18 protein-coding genes and 4 pseudogenes are annotated in these 25,105 nt (G+C 63.9%); 9 read left to right on the forward strand and 13 right to left on the reverse strand.

What is annotated here, in order from left to right; translation table 11 throughout:
- Positions 1–67: 67 nt before the first annotated feature.
- The 4 genes from mdtD to yccS all read left to right on the forward strand — a co-directional run bounded on the left by mdtD (position 68) and on the right by yccS (position 6,542).
- Positions 68–1,495: a multidrug transporter subunit MdtD gene (gene mdtD, locus QIY50_08330; protein ID WGV22177.1), complete on the forward strand. Its 1,428-nt coding sequence runs from the start codon at positions 68–70 to the stop codon at positions 1,493–1,495.
- Between the two features lie 112 nt (positions 1,496–1,607).
- Positions 1,608–2,945: an ATP-dependent RNA helicase DbpA gene (gene dbpA / locus QIY50_08335; GenBank protein ID WGV23018.1), complete on the forward strand. Its 1,338-nt coding sequence runs from the start codon at positions 1,608–1,610 to the stop codon at positions 2,943–2,945.
- A gap of 147 nt (positions 2,946–3,092) precedes the next feature.
- The gene (locus QIY50_08340; GenBank protein WGV22178.1) at positions 3,093–4,274 is read left to right on the forward strand and encodes an NAD(P)/FAD-dependent oxidoreductase; all 1,182 of its coding nucleotides are present in this window, start codon (positions 3,093–3,095) and stop codon (positions 4,272–4,274) included.
- Between the two features lie 84 nt (positions 4,275–4,358).
- The gene (yccS, locus tag QIY50_08345) at positions 4,359–6,542 is read left to right on the forward strand and encodes a YccS family putative transporter (protein WGV22179.1); all 2,184 of its coding nucleotides are present in this window, start codon (positions 4,359–4,361) and stop codon (positions 6,540–6,542) included.
- A gap of 129 nt (positions 6,543–6,671) precedes the next feature.
- On the opposite strand, the gene QIY50_08350 is transcribed toward yccS, so the two are convergent.
- The 10 genes and pseudogenes from QIY50_08350 to tkt all read right to left on the reverse strand — a co-directional run bounded on the left by QIY50_08350 (position 6,672) and on the right by tkt (position 17,071).
- Positions 6,672–7,409, reverse strand: coding sequence for a transporter substrate-binding domain-containing protein (locus tag QIY50_08350; protein ID WGV22180.1), 738 nt, complete (start codon positions 7,407–7,409; stop codon positions 6,672–6,674).
- A 118-nt stretch (positions 7,410–7,527) separates the two neighbouring features.
- Positions 7,528–7,825: pseudogene (locus QIY50_08355) on the reverse strand (winged helix-turn-helix domain-containing protein).
- A 12-nt stretch (positions 7,826–7,837) separates the two neighbouring features.
- Positions 7,838–8,338 (reverse strand): M48 family metallopeptidase, encoded by a 501-nt coding sequence (locus QIY50_08360; GenBank protein ID WGV22181.1) that lies wholly within the window; start codon positions 8,336–8,338, stop codon positions 7,838–7,840.
- 39 nt (positions 8,339–8,377) lie between these two features.
- Positions 8,378–10,505 (reverse strand): annotated as a pseudogene (locus QIY50_08365) (EAL domain-containing protein).
- Positions 10,506–10,780: 275 nt separating this feature from the next.
- Entirely contained in the window at positions 10,781–11,845 is a 1,065-nt protein-coding gene (gene fba, locus QIY50_08370) for a fructose-bisphosphate aldolase class II (GenBank protein WGV22182.1), read from the reverse strand.
- Between the two features lie 100 nt (positions 11,846–11,945).
- Positions 11,946–12,275 (reverse strand): MliC family protein, encoded by a 330-nt coding sequence (locus QIY50_08375; GenBank protein ID WGV22183.1) that lies wholly within the window; start codon positions 12,273–12,275, stop codon positions 11,946–11,948.
- Positions 12,276–12,434: 159 nt separating this feature from the next.
- Positions 12,435–12,686, reverse strand: a complete 252-nt coding sequence (locus QIY50_08380; protein ID WGV22184.1) for a hypothetical protein — start codon at positions 12,684–12,686, stop codon at positions 12,435–12,437.
- On the reverse strand, positions 12,686–13,849 hold the full coding sequence (locus tag QIY50_08385; GenBank protein ID WGV22185.1) for a phosphoglycerate kinase: 1,164 nt from the start codon (positions 13,847–13,849) through the stop codon (positions 12,686–12,688). Before QIY50_08385 ends, QIY50_08380 begins: the two co-directional genes overlap by 1 nt.
- A gap of 12 nt (positions 13,850–13,861) precedes the next feature.
- Positions 13,862–14,923, reverse strand: coding sequence for an erythrose-4-phosphate dehydrogenase (epd, locus tag QIY50_08390; protein WGV22186.1), 1,062 nt, complete (start codon positions 14,921–14,923; stop codon positions 13,862–13,864).
- A gap of 150 nt (positions 14,924–15,073) precedes the next feature.
- The gene (gene tkt / locus QIY50_08395; protein ID WGV22187.1) at positions 15,074–17,071 is read right to left on the reverse strand and encodes a transketolase; all 1,998 of its coding nucleotides are present in this window, start codon (positions 17,069–17,071) and stop codon (positions 15,074–15,076) included.
- 231 nt (positions 17,072–17,302) lie between these two features.
- On the opposite strand from tkt, the gene QIY50_08400 reads away from it, so the two are divergent.
- The 4 genes and pseudogenes from QIY50_08400 (at position 17,303) to QIY50_08415 (ending at position 21,879) form a co-directional block, all read left to right on the forward strand.
- Positions 17,303–18,295, forward strand: a complete 993-nt coding sequence (locus QIY50_08400; protein ID WGV22188.1) for a metalloregulator ArsR/SmtB family transcription factor — start codon at positions 17,303–17,305, stop codon at positions 18,293–18,295.
- Positions 18,296–18,313: 18 nt separating this feature from the next.
- A pseudogene (gene metK, locus QIY50_08405) lies at positions 18,314–19,505 on the forward strand (methionine adenosyltransferase).
- Positions 19,506–19,651: 146 nt separating this feature from the next.
- A pseudogene (gene ligB / locus QIY50_08410) lies at positions 19,652–21,354 on the forward strand (NAD-dependent DNA ligase LigB).
- Between the two features lie 132 nt (positions 21,355–21,486).
- Positions 21,487–21,879, forward strand: a complete 393-nt coding sequence (locus QIY50_08415; GenBank protein WGV22189.1) for a DUF1090 domain-containing protein — start codon at positions 21,487–21,489, stop codon at positions 21,877–21,879.
- Positions 21,880–22,014: 135 nt separating this feature from the next.
- Here the strand turns inward: QIY50_08415 and QIY50_08420 are convergent, their stop codons facing one another.
- On the reverse strand, positions 22,015–22,461 hold the full coding sequence (locus QIY50_08420; protein ID WGV22190.1) for a cytochrome c: 447 nt from the start codon (positions 22,459–22,461) through the stop codon (positions 22,015–22,017).
- Positions 22,462–22,580: 119 nt separating this feature from the next.
- Here QIY50_08420 and QIY50_08425 point away from each other — a divergent pair, with 119 nt between their 5' ends.
- Positions 22,581–23,732: a murein transglycosylase A gene (locus QIY50_08425; GenBank protein ID WGV22191.1), complete on the forward strand. Its 1,152-nt coding sequence runs from the start codon at positions 22,581–22,583 to the stop codon at positions 23,730–23,732.
- Positions 23,733–23,781: 49 nt separating this feature from the next.
- Here QIY50_08425 and QIY50_08430 read toward each other — a convergent pair whose 3' ends face one another.
- Together QIY50_08430 and QIY50_08435 are read right to left on the reverse strand one after the other, a co-directional pair.
- Entirely contained in the window at positions 23,782–24,168 is a 387-nt protein-coding gene (locus QIY50_08430; GenBank protein WGV22192.1) for an MAPEG family protein, read from the reverse strand.
- A gap of 28 nt (positions 24,169–24,196) precedes the next feature.
- A complete protein-coding gene (locus tag QIY50_08435; GenBank protein WGV22193.1) occupies positions 24,197–25,030 on the reverse strand; it encodes an EamA family transporter in 834 nt (277 codons plus the stop codon).
- Between the last annotated feature and the right edge of the window lie 75 nt (positions 25,031–25,105).

Genomic DNA, 25,105 nt, shown 5'->3' on the forward strand with positions numbered 1-25,105 from the left:
GGAACGTGTAACCCTTGTGGGAGCGGACGCGCCCGCGAAGAGGCCGGTACAGACAAACGAGGAAGTCATGCCCGAACGCGCTCCGCTGGACCCCGTCACTGCCCGCTGGATCCCCTGGGTAGTGGCCATCGCCTTCTTCATGCAGTCCCTGGACGGCACCATCCTCAACACCGCACTGCCAGCCATGGCCCGCTCGCTGGCCGAAGACCCGTTGCGCATGCAGGGTGTGATCATTGCCTACATGCTCACCGTGGCCCTGCTGATCCCCGCCTCTGGCTGGATCGCCGACCGCTTCGGCACCAAGCGCATCTTCTTCAGCGCCATCCTGCTGTTCAGCTTCGGCTCGCTGCTGTGCGCCGCCGCCAACAGCCTCGGCTTCCTGATCTTCGCCCGCGTCGTGCAGGGCCTGGGCGGTGCGCTGATGCTGCCGGTCGGGCGGCTGGTGGTACTGCGCGCCTACCCGCGCACCGAGTTGGTGCGCATCATGAGCTTCATCACCATCCCCGGCCTGCTTGGGCCACTACTGGGCCCAACGGTTGGCGGCTGGCTGGTGGAAATTCTCAGCTGGCACTGGATCTTCCTGCTCAACCTGCCAGTCGGCCTGATCGGCTGCTACGCCGTGTGGAAGTTCATCCCCGACCTGCGCGGTGCCGAGCGCACCACGTTCGACGGCCCAGGGTTCCTGCTGTTTGGCGCAGCGATGGTATTGATCACCATCGCCATGGAAGGCCTGGGCGAACTGCACCTGCCGCACTTGCGGGTAATGTTGCTGCTGTTTGCCGGCATGGCCTGCCTGGCGGCCTACTGGCTGCGCGCCGGGCGCGACCCGGAGCCGCTGTTCTCGCCCAGCCTGTTCCGCGTACGCACCTTTGCCATCGGTATCCTCGGCAACCTGTTCGCCCGCCTGGGCAGCGGCGCCCTGCCGTTTCTGGTGCCGTTGCTGCTGCAGGTGGCGCTGGGCTACTCGCCGGCCCAGGCCGGCATGAGCATGATCCCGCTGGCGGCGGCGGCAATGCTGGCCAAGTCCATTGCCCGGCCGCTGATCGAACGCTTCGGCTACCGCATCATTCTCACCGGCAATACCTTGCTGCTGGGCGTGCTGCTGGCCAGCCTGGGGCTGGTGGACGAGCAGACGCCCTATTGGCTGCTACTGGTGCAACTCGGTCTTCTGGGCGCGGTGAACTCCATGCAGTTCACCGCGATGAACACCGTCACGCTCATCGACCTCGACGACGCCAGCGCCAGCAGCGGCAACAGCTTGCTGTCGGTGGTCGCGCAGTTGGCCCTGAGCCTGGGGGTGGCCTGCGCCGGCGCATTGCTAGGCGGGTTTACCGCAGCCGGCAGCGCCGAGGGCGTGGAAACCACCTTGGGCGCATTCCAGCTCACCTTCGTCACCATCGGCGTGATGGCCATGCTGGCGGCTGCGATCTTCCTGCAGCTGTCGCCGACGGACGGAAGGCGTGCCCGTCGTCCGGAACAACACATGGAGTCGTAGGGCGAATGGCCACGAGGCTGGTAGACTGTGCGGCATTTTTCGCTTCGCACCGCAGGCCCGCCTCGTGACCACCGAATCCACCGCCTTTGCCACCTTGCCGCTGTCCACTGCCATGCTGGCCAACCTGGACGCCCTCGGCTATGCCTCGATGACGCCGATTCAGGCCCAGAGCCTGCCGGTCATCCTCAAGGGCCAGGACCTGATCGCCCAGGCCAAGACCGGCAGCGGCAAGACCGCCGCCTTCGGCATCGGCCTGCTCAACCCGATCAACCCGCGTTACTTCGGCTGCCAGGCGCTGGTGCTGTGCCCCACCCGCGAGCTCGCCGACCAGGTGGCAAAGGAGCTGCGCCGCCTGGCCCGCGCCGAGGACAACATCAAGATCCTGACCCTGTGCGGCGGCGTTTCGCTGGGCCCGCAGATCGCTTCGCTGGAGCACGGCGCGCATATCATCGTTGGCACCCCGGGGCGCATCCAGCAGCACCTCGACAAGGGCACGCTGGTGCTCGACGGGCTGAACACCCTGGTACTGGACGAAGCCGATCGCATGCTCGACATGGGCTTCTTCGATGCCATCGCCAGCATCATCGGCAAGACCCCGTCGCGCCGCCAGACCCTGCTGTTCTCGGCCACCTACCCGGCCGGCATCAAGCAACTGGCCGCCGACTTCATGCGTAACCCGCAACAGGTCAAGGTCGAGAGCCTGCACGCCGACAACCAGATCGAGCAGCGCTTCATCGAGATCGACCCGCAACAGCGCCTCGAGGCCGTCACCCGCGTGCTCGGCCACTACCGCCCGCAGTCCTGCGTGGCGTTCTGCTTCACCAAGCAGCAGTGCGAGGATGTGGTCGCCCACCTGACCGCCAAGGGCATCGTGGCCCAGGCCCTGCATGGCGACCTGGAGCAGCGAGACCGCGACCAGGTGCTGACCATGTTCGCCAACCGCAGCAGCTCGGTGCTGGTGGCTACCGACGTGGCCGCACGCGGCCTGGACATCGATGGCCTGGACATGGTCATCAACGTCGAACTGGCGCGTGATGCGGAAATCCATGTGCACCGTGTGGGCCGTACCGGCCGTGCCGGCGAGAAAGGTATTGCGATCAGCCTGGTTGCACCGGCCGAGGGCCACCGCGCCCAGGCCATCGAGGAGCTGCAGAAGAGCCCGCTGCGCTGGGACCAGCTGGACAGCCTGAAGCACAAGGGCGGCGAGCCGCTGCTGCCGGTGATGAGCACCCTGTGCATCGCGGCCGGGCGCAAGGACAAGCTGCGCCCGGGCGATATTCTCGGGGCGCTGACCGGTGATGCCGGTATCCCGGGCAAGCAGGTGGGCAAGATTGCCATCTTCGATTTCCAGGCGTTCGTGGCCGTGGAGCGGGCGCTGGCCAAGCAGGCCATGCAGCGCTTGAACAGCGGCAAGATCAAGGGCCGCTCCCTGAAAGTCCGCATCGTCTGACATTTTTTGGGGCTGCTTTGCAGCCCATCGCAGGCAAGCCAGCTCCCACAGGATCCCCACAGGCCTTCAGGCTTGTGCAGTACCTGTGGGAGCTGGCTTGCCTGCGATGGGCCGCTCAGCGGCCCCGGCTAACAATGAGGTAACACCGTGCACTCCACCGACGTGATCATCCTCGGCGCCGGCGCCGCCGGCCTGATGTGCGCCCAGCTCAGCGCCCGCCGTGGCCGCCGGGTACTGGTGCTCGACCATGCCAACAAACCGGGCAAGAAAATCCTCATGTCCGGCGGCGGCCGGTGCAACTTCACCAACATGTATACCGAGCCGGGCAACTTCCTCTCGCAGAACGCACACTTCTGCAAGTCGGCCCTGGCCCGCTACACCCAATGGGACTTCATCGAGCTGGTATGCAAGCACGGCGTGGCTTACCACGAGAAGAAGCTCGGACAGCTGTTTTGTGACAACAAGGCCAGCGACATCCTCGACATGCTGCTGGCCGAATGCGACGAGGCCGGTGCCGAGATCCGCATGCACACCAGCATTGAACAGATCGAGAAGACCGAAGGCGGCTACCTGCTACAGACCAGCGGCGGCCAGTTCGCCTGCCAGTCGCTGGTGATCGCCACCGGCGGCCTGTCGATCCCGACCCTGGGTGCCACCGGCTTCGGCTATCAGGTGGCCCGCCAGTTCGGCCACACCCTGCTGCCGACCCGCGCCGGGCTGGTGCCCTTCACCATCACCGACCCCCAGCTCAAGGCACTGTGCACCGAGTTGTCCGGCACCTCGCTGGATTGCACCGCCAGCTGTAACGGCACCAGCTTCCGCGAGAACCTGCTGTTCACCCACCGCGGCCTGAGCGGCCCGGCGATCTTGCAGATTTCGTCGTTCTGGGAAGCCGGTGACACGCTCGAGATCAACCTGCTGCCCGATCGCGATGCACTGACCTGGCTGCAACAGATGCAGGGGGAACGCGCCAACGCCGAGCTGAAGACCGTACTGGGCGAGGTGTTCACCCGCAAGCTGGCCAACCTGCTGGCCGAGCAGTGGTTCGAGTCCAGGCCCATGAAGCAGTACACCCCGGCGGAACTGGCACAGATCGCCGAAAAACTGGCGAACTGGCAGGTGGTGCCGGCCGGCACCGAGGGCTACCGCACTGCCGAAGTGACCCTGGGCGGCGTGGACACCCGTGAAGTGTCCTCCAAGACCATGGAATCGCTGAAGAGCCCCGGCTTGTACTTCATTGGCGAAGTGCTGGATGTGACCGGCCACCTGGGTGGTTTCAATTTCCAGTGGGCCTGGGCATCGGCCAACGCCGCAGCGCAGTTCGTGTAGAGTAGAATCCATTCAGCAGCACGGAACGCTTCTTGCTGGCCGTGCTGCAATGCATTTCGTTCGCTCACTGCCTAGCAGGCCATCATGTCATCGAGCTCGTTCCGTCAGTCACTGCGTCGCCTGTGGGGCCAAGACAAGTTCAGCTACAGCATCCGGGTCACCATCGCCCTTACCGGCAGCCTGGCCCTGTGCTGGTACCAGAACGAGATGGCCCTGCTGATTCCGCTGTTCCTCGGCATCATCGCCAGCGCCCTGGCCGAAACCGATGACAGCTGGCAGGGCCGCCTCAGCGCCCTGGCCGTCACCCTGGTGTGTTTTGCCATCGCCGCACTGGCGGTCGAGCTGCTGTTCCCTTACCCGTGGGTATTCGTCATTGCGCTGGCCTTGGCGGCCTTCGGCCTGACCATGCTCGGTGCCTTGGGCGAGCGCTATGGCGCCATCGCTTCGGCGACCTTGATCACCGCGGTATACACCATGATCGGCGTGGACCAGCGCGGTGGCCAGGTCACCGACTTCTGGCACGAACCGCTGCTGCTGGTGGCGGGTGCGGCCTGGTACGGGTTGCTGTCGGTGCTGTGGCAGGCACTGTTTTCCAACCAGCCGGTGCAGCAGAGCCTGGCCAAGCTGTTCTTCGAGCTGGGCAGCTACCTCAAGCTCAAGGCCAGCCTGTTCGAACCGATCCGCACCCTTGACGTCGAAGCCCGGCGTCTGGAGCTGGCACAGCAGAACGGCAAAGTGGTGGCGGCGCTCAACGCGGCCAAGGAAATCATCTTGCACCGGGTGGGCAACAGCCAGCCGAACTCCAAGGTCAGCCGCTATCTCAAGCTGTACTTCCTGGCCCAGGACATCCATGAACGGGTCAGTGCTTCGCACTATCCCTACAACGCCCTGACCGAGGCTTTTTTCCACAGCGACGTGATGTTCCGCTGCCAGCGTCTGCTGCGTAAACAAGGCTCGTCCTGCCAGGAGCTGGCCCGCTCGATTCGCCTGCGCCAGCCGTTCGTGCTGGCCAGCGGTTATCCCGAGGCACTCGAGGACCTCAATGCCTCGCTAGAGCACCTGCGCATCCAGAGCAACCCGGCCTGGCGCGGCCTGCTGCGTTCGCTGCGGGCACTGGCTGCCAACCTGGCGACCCTGGACCGCCTGCTAAGCGCCGCCAGCAACCCGGACAGCCTGGCAGACGCCAGCGACAGTAGCCTGCTCGACCGCTCGCCGCGCTCGCTGAAAGACGTGTGGACGCGCCTGCGTACCCAGCTTACGCCGACCTCGCTGTTGTTCCGGCATGCCCTGCGCCTGCCGCTGGCGCTGTCGATCGGCTATGGCATGGTGCACCTGATCCACCCCACTCAAGGCTACTGGATCATCCTCACCACGTTGTTCGTTTGCCAGCCCAACTATGGTGCAACCCGGCGCAAGCTGGTACAGCGAATCTTCGGCACCGCCGTCGGCCTGACAGTGGGCTGGGCGTTGTTCGACCTGTTCCCCAACCCGGTCATCCAGTCACTGTTCGCCGTGGTCGCCGGGGTGGTGTTCTTCGTCAACCGTACCACCCGCTACACTTTGGCCACGGCGGCGATCACCCTGATGGTGCTGTTCTGCTTCAACCAGATCGGCGATGGCTATGGGCTGTTCCTGCCGCGCCTGTTCGATACCTTGGTCGGCAGCCTCATCGCCATCCTGGCGGTATTCCTGTTCCTGCCTGACTGGCAGGGGCGGCGCTTGAACAAGGCGCTGGCCAATACCCTGGCGTGCGCCAGCGTGTACCTGCGGCAGATCATGCAGCAGTATGCCCACGGCAAGCGCGACGACCTGGCCTACCGCCTGGCCCGGCGCAACGCCCACAACGCCGATGCGGCGCTGTCCACTACCTTGGCCAACATGCTGATGGAGCCTGGGCATTTCCGTAAGGAGGCGGACGTGGGCTTCCGCTTCCTGGTGCTGTCGCATACCTTGCTCAGCTACCTTTCGGGGCTGGGCGCGCACCGCGACACGGCCTTGCCGGCGGAGGTGCAGGAGCAGTTGATCGAAGGCGCCGGGCAAAGCCTGGCCCGCAGCCTGGACGAGATTGCCAACGGCCTGGCCGCGCGGCTGCCGGTGGCGATTCACAGTGATGCCGAAGAAGCGCTGGCCAATGCCCTGGAGCAGATGCCCGAAGAACTCGACGAGCATCAGCGGCTGGTGCAGACGCAGCTGGCGTTGATCTGCCGACAGTTGGGGCCGTTGCGAACCTTGGCTGCGCATTTGATCAAGGAAGGTGCGCAGGCCTGAGCCTTGTTTTGCCTGAACTTGCCCTATCGCCGGCAAGCCAGCTCCCACAGGTACCCCACAGGTTTCAGCAGCTGTGGGGTACCTGTGGGAGCTGGCTTGCCGGCGATAGGCCAGTTCAAGCGATAGAGATCAGAAGCCATGCTGACGCAGCAGCCGCGCATAGCTGCCATCGGCCTTCATCGCCGCAATCGCCTGCTCGAACCGCTCGACGATCCGCGCATGCTCCGGGTGCTTCAGGCTGACCAGAATATGCAGAGTATTCTCTCCCAGCGGCGGCTCCACCAGCATCACCCCATCACGCACATCCTGAGGTTCGCGCTGCAGTTTGTGACGGGCCACGTACTCGTCTTCCACCGCCAAGTTCACCCGCCCGGCCGCCAGCATGCGCACTGCCGATGAAAAGCTGCGCACCGGCACCTTGTGCAAGCGGGTATCGCCGTCGAATTCGGGCGAATAAGCATAGTCACGCACCACAGCAATGCTGAAAGGGTACAAATCCGACTGGTGCTGGTAGCGGAACGCTTCGCCCTTGCGCTGTAACAGGCGAATGCGATTGCTCAGGTAAGCGCTGGAAAACTGCCCGATGCGAGCCCGCGCATCGTTGTACCAGGCATTGACCAGTACGTCGTAGCGCCCTTCACTCACACCCAGCAACGCCCGCGCCCAGGGCGCTTCTTCGAACCCGCTGGTGTAGCCGGCCCGGGCCAGCGCGGTGGTGACAATGCTGGTCGCCAGGCCTCCGCCAGGCATGCTGGCATCGGTAAACGGCGGCCAGTTGTCCGCCACCAGGCGCAACCTGTCTTGAGCCAGAACAGGTGTCGCCAGTATCAATGCCAGAAATCCCAGAACACAAAGCAGTGGCCGCATGCTCACGTCCTTTCGCAATGGAGGGCACACACTGCCGAGGAGATTACACAAAGCCATTGCCGAGGGCAGCGGCCAATAGTGTCATTTTGCCTCTATTTTGGCCGCGCGCGTAGATTGCTCACGGATACCCCAGCACTTCGCGAATCTGCCGCAGGTGCCGGGTGATCCACTGCTTGTCGACCGCGCCCCAGTCATGAATGCGGTAATGACCCGGCGTGGTTGCGCGCACCTTCCTGCTGCTCGAACACGCAGACGATATCCAGGTCGGCAAGCGCCGCAATGGTGTCCTGTGCAGTACGCCGCGGCATGCCGGTGGCCTCCATCAGCGCGGGCACGCTGGTCGCGGTCTGGCTGTCGATCAGCCAGGCTACGTACAGTCGGCGGTAGAAGCTGCTCTTGGTCTTGCTCACTTCCATGCTGCGTGGTCCTTAACAGTTGCCCGGCAGCTCCCGATAGGTCAGGTAGACGCGCAGGTCGAATTCCAGTTGGTGATAGTCCGGTTCCATGTGCTGGCAGAGCTGGTAGAACGCCTTGTTGTGCTCGCGCTCGCGCAGGTGCGCCAGTTCGTGCACCACGATCATGCGCAAGAACTGCGGCGCGGCCTCCTTGAACAGCGAGGCAATACGAATTTCCTTCTTCGCCTTGAGCTTGCCGCCCTGCACCCTTGATACCGCCGTGTTCAGGCCCAGGGCCCGATGAGTCAGGTCAAGACGATTGTCGAACAGCACCTTGTCCAGGTTTGGCGCACTGCGCAGGTATTGCTGGCGCAAATCCTGGGTATAGCCGTACAACGCCTTGTCGCTCTGCACGTCATGGCGGTCAGGATAGCGGCGCTGCAGGTATTCACCCAGGCGGTCGCTGTCGATCATCTGCTGCACCTGCTGCTGCAGGTGCGGGGGGTAGGCTTGCAAGTAACGTAATACGGTCATGGCGCGGCATTCGGCGTAACGAATGCCGATTCTAGCCAATCATGGCCCCGGCCACGAGAAAATCGCCGGAAAGTCGCTGGCGTCCGTCGCGGTCATCGGGTAAGCCACCAGGAAGCCCTGCACGTACTCGCAGCCATTGGCCTTGAGCCAGGCTGCCTGGGCCGAGGTCTCCACGCCCTCGGCGATCACCGTGATTCGGTAGTCGGCGCACAGGCCGATAACGCTGCGCACCAACGCGGCATCCACTGCCGAGTCGGGCAGGCGTGCCACCAGGTGGCGGTCAAGCTTGAGGGTGTCGATCGGCAGGTCGCGCAACATGCGCAACGAACAGTCGCCGGCGCCAAAGTCATCCAGCGCCACCCGCACGCCCAGCTCGCGCAAGCGGTGTATCTGTTTCACCGCCGCATCGATGTTATACATCAACGAGGTTTCCGCCACTTCAACTTCCAGCTGCGCCGGGTCCAACTGGTAAAGCTGGATGACCCGATGCAGTTCGTCGACCAGGCTGGGCATGGAAAACTGTGCGCGGCTCAGGCTGATACCCAGCACCAGGTCTGCCGGAAAACGCTGGTACCAGGCTTGGCGCTGGGCCGCGCCCTGGCGGTAGATCCAGCTGGCCAGGCGGTTGATCAGGCGCGCCTCTTCCAGCAACGGAATGAACAGCCCCGGCGGTACGTCGCCGACACTGGGATGCTGCCAACGCAGCAACGCCTCGAAGCCACGCAGGCGGCCATCGTTGAAGCCAACCTGCGGCTGGTAAACCAAGGTGAAGTCTTGCTGCTCGACGGCTGTGCGTACGCTGTCTTCAAGCATCAGCCGCGAGCGCGCCCGGCCGTTCAGCTCCTGATCGTAGAAGCGATACTGCTGGCGCCCGGCCTGCTTGGCCGCATACATCGCCGCATCGGCTGCGCGCAGCAGGCCTTCCACATTGGCGCCACAATCCGGATAGGTGGCGATGCCGATGCTCACCCCAAGGCACACATCCAGGCCTTCCACCTGGTGGCTGATGGAAATGCGTTCCAGCAAACGTTCGGCATAGCGCCCGGCTTGCTCCGGGTAAGGCAGGCTGTCGAACAGAGCAGTGAACTCGTCGCCACCCATTCGCGCCAGCAGCGCTTCACTGCCCAGGCAATCCTTGAGCTGTTCGGCCACCCAATGCAGTACCCGGTCACCCGCATCGTGGCCTAGCGAGTCGTTGATGCGCTTGAAGCCATCCAGGTCCATGTACATCAGCGCCTGTGCCTTGTCCGAGCGCTCATTGCGCAGCAGCGCGCCTTCGGGCAGCCTGGTAGAAACCGCGGCGGTTGAGCAGGCCGGTGAGTGGGTCGGTAACCGCCTGGTACTCCAGCTGCTGGTGCAGGTTGCGCACCGCCGACATGTCCAGCACGGTCACCACCATGGCTTGCTGCTCGGCAGGCAGCGGCGCACAGGACAACGCCACCGGCACCAGCTCGCCGCCAAGGGTACGCAACTGGGCGTCGTGCACGCGGAAGATGCTCCGTGCCAGGTAGGCCTGGTAGAAATCCGATTCGTTCCACAGGCTGGCACTGGTCAGTTGCACCAGGTCAAGCATATGGGCGCCCTGCAACTGCTGCACCGGCGCTGACAACAAACGGGAAATGGCCGGGTTGGCAAAGCGGATGATGCCCTGGGCATCCACCACCAGAATGCCCTCGGCGGCGTTTTCCAGGATCGATGCATTGAATGCCCTGGCCGCTTCCAGTTCGCGGGTCAGGCGCTGCAGCATGCGCCGGTTGCGCTGCTGTTCGAGCAGGGCCTGGACCTTGGGCTTGAGGATTTGCGGGTCGAACGGTTTGAACATGTAGTCCACGGCACCGCTGGCATAGCCTTTGAGCACGGCCGCTTCGGACTGTTCGTTGGCGGTGAGGAAAATGATCGGGGTCAGCCGGGTGCGCTGGCTGCCGCGCATCAGCCGGGCGACCTCGAAGCCGTCCATCTCCGGCATCTGTACATCCAGCAACACCAGGTCGACATCGTGTTCGAGCAACGCACTCAGGGCTTCCATTCCCGAGTTTGCCGTCAATACTTGCCAATCCTGACGGGCCAGCAATGCCCGCATGCTGATGAGGTTTTCGGGGTAATCATCTACCACCAGAAGAACCGAGTTGCCATCCAGTGGCTGGGGGTGAGGTTGAGCGCCATCCATGCTGCTTCTCTGTTTTGTGACCGACTTCAAGAATACGGTTGGATCCACTAGTACTCTAGACCTGAGCGGATAACACGCAATGCAATCAGAACGCTATCAGTGCCTCAACTGTACGGTAGCCGACTAACGGTCGCTTTGCCGCAATTATGTGCTGGCTGCTTCGCGGGCACGCCCGCTCCCACAGGGAACCCGCAAACCCTCCAGGCTGCGCAGAACCTGTCAACCATAAATGAAAAAACCCGCATCGCTGCGGGCTTTTTCATTAATGCCGAAGATCAGTTGACCTTGGCGGCCAGCTCACCTTTCAGGTAGCGCTGGTACATGCCTTCCAGGGAGATCGGCTTGATTTTGGAGGCATTGCCAGCGGTGCCGAAGGCTTCGTAACGGGCGATGCACACGTCACGCATGGCCTTGACGGTTTCACCGAAGAACTTGCGCGGGTCGAATTCGCTTGGGTTCTGCGCCATCAGGCGGCGCATGGCACCGGTGGAGGCCAGACGCAGGTCGGTGTCGATGTTGACCTTGCGCACGCCGTGCTTGATGCCTTCGACGATTTCCTCGACCGGTACACCGTAGGTTTCCTTGATGTCGCCGCCGTACTGGTTGATGATCGCCAGCCACTCTTGCGGTACCGAGGACGAACCGTGCATCACCAGGTGGGTATTGGGGATGCGCTTGTGGATTTCCTTGATGCGGTCGATGGCCAGCACGTCACCGGTTGGTGGCTTGGTGAACTTGTAGGCACCGTGGCTGGTACCGATGGCGATCGCCAGGGCGTCGACCTGGGTCTTCTTGACGAAGTCGGCGGCCTCTTCCGGGTCGGTCAGCATCTGGCTGTGGTCCAGCACGCCTTCTGCGCCGATACCGTCTTCTTCACCGGCCATGCCGGTTTCCAGCGAACCCAGGCAACCCAGCTCGCCTTCCACCGAAACGCCGCAGGCGTGCGCCATGGCAACGGTCTGCTGGGTAACGCGGACATTGTACTCGTAGTCGGTCGGGGTCTTGCCGTCTTCACCCAGCGAGCCGTCCATCATGACCGAGCTGAAGCCCAGCTGAATCGAGCGCTGGCAAACGTCAGGGCTGGTGCCGTGGTCCTGGTGCATGCACACCGGGATATGCGGGAATTCTTCGATGGCCGCCAGGATCAGGTGACGCAGGAACGGAGCACCGGCGTATTTGCGGGCACCGGCCGAAGCCTGGACGATCACCGGGGAGTCGGTCTTGTCGGCCGCTTCCATGATGGCGCGCATCTGCTCGAGGTTGTTGACGTTGAAAGCTGGTACGCCGTAACCGAACTCGGCGGCGTGGTCCAGCATCTGGCGCATGCTAATGAGTGCCATTGTGTATCTCTCTCCCGACAAGCGTCGTTTGTTTCGTGCAAGCCTGCCGCAGGGGCGGTTGCTGTTCAAGTAGTGTGGGCCACCCTCGCGGCCCGGCCAGTCACGGTGCCTTGCAGCCCCGCCCAATCAGATCGTTGGTTGCCACCCAGTACACCAGGCCTTCTTCGCCCTTGGTGTGGAAGGCCAGCATGCCATCGCTGTACAGCGCACCCGAGGCGCCCGGCTCGGCCTTGAGCCGGTAGACCTGGTCGCCGCCACCAAGGCGCACATCGACCTGGTCGCGTTGCGCATCGGCGAAGCGCCACAGCACTTCCGCCTGGGTGTCACAGACCCAACGGGTCCAGTCGTCTGCCGGGGCGGGTTGCGCCGGTTGCAGCAGCGAGCATCCTGCCAGTGTCGCCAGGGCCGTCACGGCCAAAAGCGCTTTCATTCAGCTTCCTCGATTTGGGGCTGCTGTGCAGCCCTTCGCGGGCTTGCCCGCTCCACAGGTCAAGCGCTGTACCTGTGGGAGCGGGCAAGCCCGCGAAGGGCCGCACAGCGGGCCCTACCTCAAGACCACAAATCAGCCTTCAGGTTGCCTGTTACCCGATCAAGGGCAACCCGGCGCCTTGCGCTGGTGGTCTTCGTCGTACTTTTCCAGGCCTTCCGGGCCCACGCGCTTGCTGATCACCGGCACGGTCTCGGCCTGCCACTCGGACTGGTAGCAACCGCCCTTGGGCGGCTGCGCCGGGTCGGCATCCGAGGCCGGGCTGCCGGCGCATGCGCTCAGCAACCCCGCCAGCAGCATCACAGGCAATTGCTTGACCATCAGGCCACTCCCTTTGCCAAGCGCCGACGTCATCAGGCCTTGGCCCGCTCTTCCAGGATTGCCACGGCTGGCAGGACCTTGCCCTCGACGAACTCGAGGAAGGCGCCACCACCGGTAGAAATGTAGGAGATATCGGCGCCAACGCCATATTTGTCGATGGCAGCCAGGGTGTCACCGCCGCCGGCGATGGAGAACGCGGCGCTGTCGGCAATGGCCTTGGCCAGTACCTTGGTGCCGTTGCCGAACTGGTCGAACTCGAACACGCCGACCGGGCCGTTCCACAGGATGGTTTTCGACGACTTCAGCAGCTCGGCGAAGTGGGCAGCGGTTTGCGGGCCGATGTCCAGGATCATGTCATCGGCAGCAACGTCGGCGATGGCCTTGACGGAGGCTTCGGCCGTTTCGGCGAATTGCTTGGCAACTACCACGTCGACCGGCAGCGGTACGCTGACCTTGGCGGCGATGGCCTTGGCGGTTTCGACCAGGTCAGGCTCGTACAACGACTTGCCCACCGGGTGGCCGGCAGCCGCCAGGAAGGTGTTGGCGATGCCGCCACCGACGATCAGCTGGTCGCAGACCGAGCTCAGGCTGTTCAGCACGTCCAGCTTGGTAGAGACCTTGGAACCGGCAACGATGGCCGCCATCGGCTTGGCCGGGGCCTTCAGGGCCTTGCCCAGGGCGTCCAGCTCGGCAGCCAGCAGCGGGCCGGCAGCAGCGACCTTGGCGAACTTGGCCACACCATGTGTCGAACCTTCGGCACGGTGCGCAGTACCGAAAGCGTCCATGACGAACACGTCGCACAGCGCGGCGTATTTCTGCGCCAGTTCGTCGGCGTTCTTCTTCTCGCCCTTGTTGAAGCGCACGTTCTCGAACAGCACCAGGTCACCGGCCTTGACCTCGACACCGTCGAGGTAGTCGGCAACCAGCGGCACGTCGCGGCCCAGGGCCTTGCTCAGGTAGTCGGCGACCGGCTTGAGGCTGTTCTCGGCAGAGAATTCGCCTTCGGTCGGGCGGCCCAGGTGCGAGCAGACCATTACCGCTGCGCCCTTTTCCAGGGCCAGCTTGATGGTCGGCAGCGCTGCCAGGATACGCGCGTCGCTGGCTACCACACCGTCCTTCACAGGCACGTTGAGGTCTTCGCGGATCAGTACGCGCTGACCTTGCAGGTCGAGGTCGGTCATCTTCAACACGGTCATGAATGCAGTCCTTCAGGGCTGTTTGTTGCGGGTTGGGTGAACGACGTGCAGATAGTGTTCGGCAACGTCGAGCATACGGTTGGCAAACCCCCATTCGTTGTCGAACCAGGCCAGCAGGTTCACCAGCCGGGGGCCGGAAACACGGGTCTGGCTGGCATCGACGATCGCCGAATGCGGGTCATGGTTGAAATCACAACTGGCGTGAGGCAACTCGGTGTAGGCCAGCAAGCCTTTCAGCGGGCCTTCCAGCGCCGCCTCGCGCAGCACCCGGTTGACTTCGGCCGCACTGGTATCGCGGGCGGTCTGCAAGGTGATGTCCAGGCACGAGACGTTGACGGTCGGTACGCGTACCGCTTTGGCCTGGATTCGCCCGGCAAGTTCCGGAAGCAGGCGCTCGATGCCACGGGCCAGACCAGTGGACACCGGGATCACCGACTGGAAGGCCGAACGCGTGCGGCGCAGGTCTTCATGGTGGTAGGCGTCGATCACCGGCTGGTCGTTCATGGCCGAGTGGATGGTGGTGATCTGCACGTATTCGATGCCGAATGCCTGGTCCAGCACGCGCAGCAGCGGCACGCCGCAGTTGGTGGTGCACGAGGCGTTGGACACCAGGCGCTCGTTGCCGGTCAGGCAGGCCTGGTTGACGCCGTAGACAACCGTGGCATCGACGTCGGCCTCGCTGGCCATCGGCTGCGAAAACAGCACCCGCGGCGCACCGGCGTCGAGGAAGCGCTGGCCATCGGCGCGGGTGTGGTAGGCGCCGGAGCACTCCAGCACCAGGTCGATGTCCAGCGCGGCCCAGTCGATGCCTTCGGGGGTGGCACTGCGCATCACCTTCACGCAGTCGCCATTGATATGCAGACAGTCGCCGTCGACCTTCACCTCACCGGGGAAACGCCCGTGGGTGGAGTCGAAGCGTGTCAGGTATTCCAGGCTGGCCTGGTCGGCCAGGTCGTTCAGCGCGACGATCTCGAAACCGGCCTTTGCCCCCCGCTCGAACAGCGCGCGCAGGACACAGCGGCCGATACGGCCATAACCGTTGAGTGCAACTTTGTAGGGACGCAGGTGGGGCATAGGTAGCTCTTGAACTCCGGCAGTTGAACGGGGCCGCTGCGCAGCCCATTCGCGGCACAAGGCCGCTCCTACAAGGGACGGCATACGCAGTACCCTGTAGGAGCGGCCTTGTGCCGCGAACGAGGGCCAAAGGCCCTCGCCTTCCTTGTATCAGTCTTCCAGCAGCTCTTCGGCAGTACCGAGGATGTTCTCCACGGTGAAGCCGAACTCTTCGAACAGTGCCGAGGCCGGCGCCGACTCACCGTAGGTGGTCATACCGATGACACGACCTTCCAGGCCGACGTACTTGTACCAGAAGTCAGCGTGAGCGGCTTCGATGGCGATGCGCGCACCCACTTCCAGCGGCAGCACGGACTGCTTGTAGGCAGCGTCCTGGGCGTCGAACACGCTGGTGCATGGCATGGAAACCACACGCACCTTGCGGCCTTGCTCGGTCAGCTTGCCATGCGCCTGTACAGCCAGGCCCAGTTCGGAACCGGTGGCGATCAGGATCAGCTCAGGCTCGCCGGCGCAGTCCTTGAGCACGTAGCCGCCGCGGCTGATATCGGCGATCTGCTGCGCGTCGCGCTCCTGGTGCTGCAGGTTCTGGCGCGAGAAGATCAGCGCCGAAGGCCCGTCCTTGCGCTCCAGGGCGTTTTTCCAGGACACGGCGGACTCCACCGCGTCGGCTGGGCGCCAGGTGTCCAGGTTCGGGGTGCTGCGCAGGCTGGTCAGTTGCTCGATCGGCTGGTGAGTCGGGCCATCTTCGCCCAGGCCGATGGAGTCGTGGGTGTAGACGTGGATCACGCGCTGCTTCATCAGCGCCGACATGCGCACCGCGTTGCGGGCGTATTCCATGAACATCAGGAAGGTCGCGCCGTAAGGCACCAGGCCGCCGTGCAGGGCAACGCCGTTCATGATGGCGGTCATGCCGAACTCGCGCACGCCGTAGAACACGTAGTTGCCGCTGGCGTCGCTGGCTTCGACACCCTTGCAGCCCTTCCACAGGGTCAGGTTGGAACCGGCCAGGTCAGCCGAACCACCGAGAAACTCCGGCAGCAGCGGGCCGAAGGCGTTCAGTGTGTTCTGGCTGGCCTTGCGACTGGCGATGGTTTCGCCCTTGGCAGCCACTTCGTTGATGTAGGCCTGGGCCTTCTCGCTGAAGTCGGCCGGCAGCTCGCCGCTGGCACGGCGCTTGAACTCGGCAGCCAGCTCGGGGTAGGCCTTGGCGTAGGCGTCGAAGCGCTGGTTCCAGTCGGCTTCGGCCTTGGCACCGGCAGCCTTGGCGTCCCACTCGGCGTAGATTTCGGCCGGGATTTCGAACGGGCCGTGGTTCCAGTTCAGAGCCTTGCGGGCCAGGGCGATTTCGTCGTTGCCCAGCGGTGCGCCGTGGCAGTCTTCCTTGCCCTGTTTGTTCGGCGAGCCGAAACCGATGATGGTCTTGCAGCAGATCAGGGTCGGACGGTCGCTCTTGCGGGCGGTCTCGATGGCGGTCTTGATCTCGTCGGCGTCATGGCCGTCGACGTTGCGGATCACCTGCCAGTTGTACGCTTCGAAACGTGCCGGAGTGTTGTCGGTGAACCAGCCGTGGACTTCGCCGTCGATGGAAATGCCGTTGTCGTCGTAGAAGGCGATCAGCTTGTTCAGGCCCAGGGTGCCGGCCAGCGAGGCGACTTCGTGGGAGATACCTTCCATCATGCAGCCGTCGCCGAGGAACACGTAGGTGTTGTGGTCGACGATGGTGTGGCCATCACGGTTGAACTGGGCAGCCAGCACTTTTTCGGCCAGGGCGAAGCCCACGGCGTTGGCGATACCCTGGCCGAGCGGGCCGGTGGTGGTCTCTACGCCTGGGGTGTAGCCGTATTCCGGGTGGCCCGGGGTGCGGCTGTGCAGCTGGCGGAAGCCTTTGATGTCGTCGATGGTGACGTCGTAGCCGGTCAGGTGCAGCAGCGAGTAGATCAGCATCGAACCGTGGCCGTTGGACAGCACGAAGCGGTCACGGTCGGCGAAACTCGGGTTGCTCGGGTTGTGCTTCAGATAGTCACGCCAAAGCACTTCGGCGATATCCGCCATGCCCATGGGGGCACCTGGGTGGCCGCTGTTGGCCTTTTGCACGGCATCCATGCTGAGGGCACGAATGGCGTTGGCACGTTCACGACGGCTGGGCATCGCTGATCTCCTGGGGGCTTGAATAGGTGGTGTCACGAAAAAAGGCGGGGCCATTTTCGCCCACTGCGGGGGCCGGGGGCAATGACGTATGGTCGCAGTCGGGGGATTTTCCTCTTATTGGCATTGATTTCGGGTAAAAATCCGGGGCTAGCACTCCGCCCATCCGCCAATATCAAAACTTTTTGATATTGGCCTTGCGAGGGCAACGATGCATGTCTAGACTGCCGCCCCATGAACCTCCGTGCGCAATCGATCCCCGAGCAACGCGAAGCATTGGCCGCCCTGTGCAAAGCCAGTGGCGACGAGCTGCGCCTGAACGTGTTGCGCGCCTTGGCCAACGACTCGTTCGGCGTGCTGGAGCTGGCGCAGATCTTCGACGTGGGCCAGTCGGGCATGAGCCACCACCTGAAGGTGCTGGCCCAGGCCGAGCTGGTGGCGACCCGCCGCGAAGGCAATGCCATCTTCTACCGCCGTGCCCTGCCCGACAGCCTGCGCCTGGGCGGTCGGCTGCATGCGGCACTGCTCGAAGAGGTCGATGACCTGACCCTGCCGCCCGATGTGCAGGCGCGCATCGCCCAGGTACAGCAACGCCGCGCTGCCACCAGCCAGGACTTCTTCCTGCGCGTGGAAGAGAAGTTCCGCGCCCAGCAAGACCTGATCGCCGGCCTGCCGCAGTACCGCGAAAGCCTGCTGGCGCTGCTCGACAAACTGAATTTCGACCCGGCCGCCAGCGCCCTGGAGGTCGGCCCCGGCGACGGTGGCTTCCTCCCCGACCTGGCCCGGCGCTTCGCCCAGGTCACCGCGCTGGACAACAGCCCGACCATGCTCGAACTGGCGCGCCAGGTGTGCCAGCGCGAGGGGCTCGACAACGTGAACCTGCAGTTGGCCGATGCACTGGGTGCAACGGATGTGGCCGCCGACTGCGTTGTGCTGAACATGGTGCTGCACCATTTCAGCGACCCGGCCCTGGCCTTGCGCCAGCTGGCCAAACGGGTGAAGGCAGGCGGCAGCCTGCTGGTAACCGAACTGTGCAGCCATGACCAGGGGTGGGCGCGCGAAGCCTGCGGCGACCTGTGGCTTGGCTTCGAACAGGACGACCTGGCCCGTTGGGCCAACGCCGCCGGGCTGTCCCCCGGGGACAGCCTGTACGTGGGCTTGCGTAACGGTTTCCAGATCCAGGTCCGCCATTTCCAGCGGACGGCTGGCGACATACACCATCGGTAAATTTCAGGAACCTTCGAGATGAGCGAATACTCCCTTTTCACCTCCGAGTCCGTGTCCGAAGGGCATCCGGACAAGATCGCCGACCAGATTTCGGACGCCGTCCTTGATGCCATCATCGCTCAGGACAAATACGCCCGCGTAGCCTGCGAAACCCTGGTCAAGACCGGTGTTGCCATCATCGCCGGCGAAGTCACCACTTCGGCCTGGGTCGACCTGGAAGAACTGGTGCGCAAGGTCATCATCGACATCGGCTACAACAGCTCCGACGTCGGTTTCGACGGCGCCACCTGCGCCGTGATGAACATCATCGGCAAGCAGTCGGTGGAACATCGCCCAGGGCGTCGACCGCTCCCGTCCGGAAGACCAGGGCGCCGGTGACCAGGGCCTGATGTTCGGCTACGCCAGCAACGAGACCGACGTGCTGATGCCAGCACCGATCTGCTTCTCGCACCGCCTGGTCGAGCGCCAGGCCGAAGCGCGCAAATCGAAGCTGCTGCCATGGCTGCGCCCGGACGCCAAGTCGCAGGTCACCTGCCGTTACGAAAATGGCAAGGTGGTCGGCATCGACGCCGTGGTGCTGTCGACCCAGCACAACCCTGAGGTTTCGCAGAAAGACCTGCAGGAAGCCGTGATGGAGCTGATCGTCAAGCACACCCTGCCTGCCGAACTGCTGCACAAGGGCACCCAGTACCACATCAACCCGACCGGCAACTTCATCATCGGTGGCCCGGTGGGTGACTGCGGCCTGACCGGGCGCAAGATCATCGTCGACTCCTATGGCGGCATGGCCCGCCACGGTGGTGGCGCGTTCTCCGGCAAGGACCCGTCCAAGGTCGACCGTTCCGCCGCCTACGCCGGCCGCTACGTGGCCAAGAACATTGTCGCCGCCGGCCTGGCCGAACGTTGCGAGATCCAGGTTTCCTATGCCATCGGCGTGGCCCAGCCGACCTCCATCTCGATCAATACCTTCGGTACCGGCAAGATCTCCGACGACAAGATCGTCCAGCTGGTGCGCGAGTGCTTCGACCTGCGCCCGTACGCCATCACCACCATGCTCGACCTGCTGCACCCGATGTACCAGGAAACCGCTGCCTACGGCCACTTCGGCCGTACCCCGCAGCAGAAGACGGTCGGCGACGACACCTTCACTACCTTCACCTGGGAACGCACCGACCGCGCCCAGGCGCTGCGTGACGCTGCCGGCCTGTAAGTTTTCCTGCAGCGCTGGTCGAAAGCCCCTGCCGAGCAATCGGCTGGGGCTTTTTTGTGACATATGGGCTGACAAACGCTGCATGGCGACCCGCACGCAACCTTCCTAGTCTGATGGCTCCCACCCGCCATGCAAGGATGCTGGCCATGCCGTTCATGCTGCTGCTCGCCCTGCTGTTGACGCTTAATTCCCCCCTGGCACGTGCCGCCACATGCCCCGCCTGGAACCCGCAACAAGTCGAGGCTGAAGTGAGCCGACTGCGCGCCACACTTGCCCGCTGGGACGACCATTACCATCGTCAGGGCATCGCATTGGTGGCCGATGAACTGTACGACCAGAGCCGCCAGCGCCTGGTGCACCTACAGCAATGCTTTGGCATCGCGATCACCCAGTCCCCGCTGGCCAGTGCTGGCGGGCCAATCCCGCATCCGGTGCCGCATACCGGCGTCGACAAGCTGGCCGACCGCGCGGCTGTAGAACGCTGGCTGGCCGGCAAGGCCGATGTGTGGGTACAGCCCAAGGTCGATGGCGTAGCGGTCTCGCTCATCTACCGACAGGGCCGGCTGGAGCAGCTGATCAGCCGTGGCGACGGCGTGCAGGGGCACGACTGGAGCCGTCACATTCCCCAGCTCCACGCCATCAATCGGCAGCTGCCCCTGGCCATCGACCTGCAACTGCAGGGCGAACTGTACCTGCGCCTGGACGCGCACGTGCAAGCCCAGGCTGGCAGCGCCAACGCCCGAGGCACGGTAGCCGGGCTGCTGGCTCGCAAGCAGCTGGGGCGTGAGCAAGGCGAGCGCATCGGCCTGTTCGTGTGGGACTGGCCGCAGGGCCCCGAGCAGCAGGCCGAACGCCTCGCACAGCTGGCACAACTGGGCTTTGCGCACAGCCAGGATTACAGCGTCGGCATAGAAACCGCAGACGATGCGGCGCACTGGCGCGAGTACTGGTACCGCTCACCCCTGCCCTTCGCCACCGATGGCGTGGTGCTCCGCCAAGGCGTCCGGCCACCGGCAGAGCGCTGGCAGGCCAAGGCCCCCTACTGGATCGCAGCGTGGAAGCACCCGTACACGCAGGCCCTGGCCGAAGTGCGCGATGTACGCTTCCGCGTCGGCCGCACCGGTAGGGTTACACCCGTCTTGCAGGTGCTGCCGGTCACCCTCGATGACCGGCGCATCACCCAGGTGAGCCTGGGCTCGCTGGCACGCTGGCTCAAGCTCGACATCCGCCCCGGTGACCAGGTGGCCGTCAGCCTTGCCGGGCTGACCATCCCGCGCCTGGAACAAGTGGTGCACCGCGCCACCGAGCGCCAACCGGTCGCCGTACCAGCGCCCGGTCAACATCATGCCCACAGTTGCTGGCAGATCAGCGCAGGCTGCCAGGACCAATTCATTGCCCGACTGACCTGGCTCAGCGGCAAGCAGGGGCTGGCCCTGCCCCGCACCGGCACTGGCACCTGGCGCCGGCTGGTGTCTGCCGGGCTGGTGACATCGATGACCGACTGGCTGCATCTGGATGCCGAGCGCCTGGGCCAGGTAACCGGCATCAGCGACGCGACAGCTGCGCAGTTACTCGGCAGTTTCGACCAAGCACGCTCACGGCCGTTTGCCCAATGGCTTTGCGCGGACTGGGTGCGCCAACCCCCGCCGGCATGCAGGTGACAGGCGACTGGCTGGAGCTTGCTGCCCGCACAAACCTCGAATGGCAAGCCATGCCCGGTATCGGCGAAAAGCGCGGGCAACAGCTTGCAGGTTTTTTTGCGAGTACCGAGGTTCAAGCCATTGCAGCGCAACTGGCGAAGGCCGGGATCGACGGATTCCGGATCGACAGGCAGAGCATCGAGCAATGAATTCTTACCAATTTGCCTGTAGAGAAATCCCGAGATTCAACCGGAAAACCCCAACAAGGGTTTCTAAATGGGCAAAACCAAGGCAGGATTTCCCCCAACTTTTGCTGCCCCGCCCCGTCAAGGAGGCTTTTCATGAAACGTATTTCAACCCTTTTCCTGCTCGCGACACTAGGCCTGGCCGCTGGTGCCGTACAGGCGGCCCAGCCGGATGCCGGCCTGACCGGTTGCGCCGCCAAGCGCAGCGCCATCGAGAACCAGTTGAAGATTGCCCGAGACCACGGCAACAACGACCAGGCCGCAGGGCTCGAAGCGGCACTGCGAGGGGTCGAAAACTGCACCGATGCCGGGCTGCGCAAGGAACGTGAGCAGAAGGTGCTCGAAGCCCGTCACGAAGTGGCGCAGCGGGAAAAGGACTTGAAAAAAGCCGAGAAGAAAGGCGATTCGGAAAAGATCAACAAGCGCAAGGACAAGCTGGCCGAGTCACGCAAGGAACTGCAGGAAGCGGTGGACGATCTGGATCGCTGACAGAGACTCGAATAAGGCGTTGCCTTTACTGGCCTCATCGCCGGCAAGCCGGCTCCCACAGGTACTGCATTGCACTCAAGGGCAGCGTGATACCTGTGGGAGCTGGCTTGCCGGCGATGAGGCCGCAACAGGCCATCAATGATTACGAAACTCGGTATGACAGGCCTTGCAAGCCGCTTCGACCTTGTCCATGGGCGCCTTCAACTGCGCAGCGTCCAGCGGCTGGCCGCGGGTGACATCGACCAGTTCGCCAGTGACGCCTTCCAGCTGCCGGGCCAGGTCATGAAAGCGCGCCTGACGCTCCCATACCTCGGCCCGTGCGCTACTGTCACCACCATCACGCGCCTGTGGAAAGTGCTGCCAGGGTTGGCGCGAAAGGTTGTCCAGCTTCAGCGCACCGTCGGCAAACTTCACCCCGTCGAACGGCAACCGCCCACGCAACATGCCGCCCAGGTCTTCGCTGGTCTTGAGCATGTCCTTGAAGATCACCTTGCGCTTGCCCAGCGGGGAGTTCGGGTCAACCCGGTCACAACCACCCAGGGCCACTGCTGCCAGCAGTACAACGGTCAATCGCTTCAACATCACGGTCACTTCGGCCTAGGCAAATGGGCGGCCAGTATCGCCGCCCAAGGGCCAAAGACCAATAGCCACATAAAAAACAGGGGTGAATATTCATGTTCACCCATGACAGGAACGTACTCATGAAATCTGCCCTGCGCCATCTGGCCTGGACACTCCCGGCGCTGGCCCTGCTGGCCGGCTGCAACGGTGGCGAAAGCGCCAAACCCGAGCCCCACGCCATCGCCACCTACGCCAATGCCACCTGGCAGGACCTGCCTGCCGTCAGCGACAGCGACCTGGTGGCCGGCTTCCAGGCCTGGCGCAACGGCTGTGAAAAGCTCAAGCGCGATACCGTCTGGGCCAGCACCTGCGAAGCAGCCGCCAGCGTGCCCGACAATGCCTTGCAGGTGCGCGCCTTCCTGCAACAGAACTTGCAGGTATACGGCCTGCGTTCGGCCGAAAACAATGCCAACGGCCTGATCACCGGTTACTACGAACCGGTCTACCCCGGCAGCCTGAGCCAGTCGGCAACCAACCATGTGGCAGTTTACGGCGTACCCGAAGACATGATCGTGGTCGACCTGGCCAGCGTGTACCCCGAACTCAAGGGCAAGCGCCTGCGCGGTCGCCTTGACGGCCGGGTGCTCAAGCCTTACGACACCGCCGAGGTGATCAACCGTGACGGCGTAAAGGCACCGGTGCTGGCCTGGCTGACCGACCCGATGGACCTGCAGTTCCTGCAGATCCAGGGTTCCGGCCGGGTACAACTGGAAGATGGTCGCCAGCTGCGCCTGGGGTACGCCGACCAGAATGGTCACCCCTACCGGCCGATCGGGCGCTGGCTGGTGGATCAGGGCCAGTTGAAGAAGGAAGAAGTGAGCATGGGTGCTATCCATGCCTGGGCCCAGGCCAACCCGCAGCGGGTACCTGAACTGCTCGCCAGCAACCCCAGCTATGTGTTCTTCAGCACCCGCCCGGACAGCAACGAAGGGCCGCGAGGTTCGCTGAACGTGCCGCTGACCGCTGGCTACAGCGTGGCCATCGACCGCAAGGTGATTCCGCTGGGCAGCCTGCTGTGGCTCTCCACCACACGCCCGGACGGTACGCCGGTAGTACGGCCAGTGGGGGCTCAGGATACCGGCGGGGCGATTACTGGCGAGGTGCGGGCCGACCTATTCTGGGGCACCGGCCCGGAGGCCGGGGAACTGGCCGGGAACATGAAGCAGCAGGGGCAGATCTGGATGCTGTGGCCCAAGGGCAAGCCGCTGCCTGAGGTGCCGAAAGTGCCTTGATCGGTGGTAGATTCTTCGCGGGCTTGCCCGCGAAGAAGGCAACGCGGTCTCAGATGGAAACCACGAAGAACGCCACGATCATCGCCATCCCGGCAAACCACACCAGCGATCGCAAGGCAGCCCAGTCAGCCAGGTAGCAGATGATGTAAAGCAGCCGACTGGTGATGTACATCACCCCCAGCACATCCTGGGTCACCTGCTCGGCATTGCCGACGATATCCGCCACCAGCACCGCCGCAGCAAATGCCGGAAAGGCTTCGAAACTGTTCTGCTGGGCGGCATGCGCGCGCCGCGGCAGCCCGGACAGGGTATCCAGGAACGCACGCGGGTCATGGTTGTCGCGCATCCGGAAGCGGCCACTACCGACTTTGGCGATCAAACCACACAGTGGCGGCAAGACCAGCGCAATCAGGATGCACCACAGGGCAACAGTCATGGACAGGACTCCTTGTTCAGTCTTCAGGTCAAAGCTTCATTACCAGCATGCCGGCCAACACCAGCCCGCAAGCTAGGAGTCTCGGCCCGCCAAAAGGTTCTTTCAGGTAGCGCATGCCCAGCAGCACCACCAGAATCACGCTTAATTCGCGCAGTGCCGCCGCCTCGGCCACCGACCCCAGATGCATGGCCCACAGCACCAGCGCGTAACTGAGCAATACGCACAACCCCACCGCCAGCCCCAGGCGCCACTGCAGGCGCCAGAACAGCACGAATGGCGCCCGCCGGGCCACACTCGCCAGCAGCGGGAAGGGCCAGGCACTGAGCAAGGTCAGCCACACCAGGTAATCCCAGGGCTTACCCCACAGGCGCACGGCCTGGCCGTCGAACCAGGTGTAGCAACCTATGCACAGGCCAATCAGGGCGACCACCGGCAGCATCGACCAGGGCAGCCGGTCACCGCCGCCACCCTGCCACAGCAGGCAAGCCATGCCACAGGGGATCAGCAGGATGCCGATGATCTGCTGCTGGCTCAGCGACTCGCCGGCAAAGGCCAGGGTCAGCCCCAGCACCACCAGCGGCGACAGCCCGCGCATCAGAGGATAGACCAGCCCCAGGTCGCCCACGCGGTAGGCCTGGATCAACAGGAAGCGGTACAACTGCTCGGCCAGCGCCGAAGCCAGCAGCCAAGGCCAGATGGTGGCCGGCGGCACCTCGACGAAGGGCACCGCCAGCACCGCGAAGGCCAACGCCACCGTATCCATGCTGGCGATCACCAGCAGGCGCTCGCCGCTGAATTTGATCAGGGTATTCCAGGTCGCATGCAGCAGGGCAGCGACCAGCACCAGGGAAGTTGCCAGCACGCCTTCTTATCCTTGTGGCTTTTTATGGCTGTGAATATATAGCGTTCGGGGGCCGCTGTGCGGCCCAATCGCCGG

Source organism: Pseudomonas putida, assembly GCA_029953615.1.
Lineage (GTDB): Bacteria > Pseudomonadota > Gammaproteobacteria > Pseudomonadales > Pseudomonadaceae > Aquipseudomonas.

Bases quoted from the DNA above. Each gene is read 5' to 3' on its own strand.
- QIY50_08385 (WGV22185.1), bottom strand. From the start codon at position 13,849: ATGACCGTGTTGAAGATGACCGACCTCGACCTGCAAGGTCAGCGCGTA.
- mdtD (WGV22177.1), top strand. From the start codon at position 68: ATGCCCGAACGCGCTCCGCTGGACCCCGTCACTGCCCGCTGGATCCCC.
- dbpA (WGV23018.1), top strand. From the start codon at position 1,608: ATGCTGGCCAACCTGGACGCCCTCGGCTATGCCTCGATGACGCCGATT.
- QIY50_08360 (WGV22181.1), bottom strand. From the start codon at position 8,338: ATGACCGTATTACGTTACTTGCAAGCCTACCCCCCGCACCTGCAGCAG.
- QIY50_08375 (WGV22183.1), bottom strand. From the start codon at position 12,275: ATGAAAGCGCTTTTGGCCGTGACGGCCCTGGCGACACTGGCAGGATGC.
- QIY50_08415 (WGV22189.1), top strand. From the start codon at position 21,487: ATGAAACGTATTTCAACCCTTTTCCTGCTCGCGACACTAGGCCTGGCC.
- QIY50_08425 (WGV22191.1), top strand. From the start codon at position 22,581: ATGAAATCTGCCCTGCGCCATCTGGCCTGGACACTCCCGGCGCTGGCC.
- yccS (WGV22179.1), top strand. From the start codon at position 4,359: ATGTCATCGAGCTCGTTCCGTCAGTCACTGCGTCGCCTGTGGGGCCAA.
- tkt (WGV22187.1), bottom strand. From the start codon at position 17,071: ATGCCCAGCCGTCGTGAACGTGCCAACGCCATTCGTGCCCTCAGCATG.
- fba (WGV22182.1), bottom strand. From the start codon at position 11,845: ATGGCACTCATTAGCATGCGCCAGATGCTGGACCACGCCGCCGAGTTC.
- QIY50_08380 (WGV22184.1), bottom strand. From the start codon at position 12,686: ATGACGTCGGCGCTTGGCAAAGGGAGTGGCCTGATGGTCAAGCAATTG.
- QIY50_08350 (WGV22180.1), bottom strand. From the start codon at position 7,409: ATGCGGCCACTGCTTTGTGTTCTGGGATTTCTGGCATTGATACTGGCG.
- epd (WGV22186.1), bottom strand. From the start codon at position 14,923: ATGCCCCACCTGCGTCCCTACAAAGTTGCACTCAACGGTTATGGCCGT.
- QIY50_08430 (WGV22192.1), bottom strand. From the start codon at position 24,168: ATGACTGTTGCCCTGTGGTGCATCCTGATTGCGCTGGTCTTGCCGCCA.
- QIY50_08420 (WGV22190.1), bottom strand. From the start codon at position 22,461: ATGTTGAAGCGATTGACCGTTGTACTGCTGGCAGCAGTGGCCCTGGGT.
- QIY50_08400 (WGV22188.1), top strand. From the start codon at position 17,303: ATGAACCTCCGTGCGCAATCGATCCCCGAGCAACGCGAAGCATTGGCC.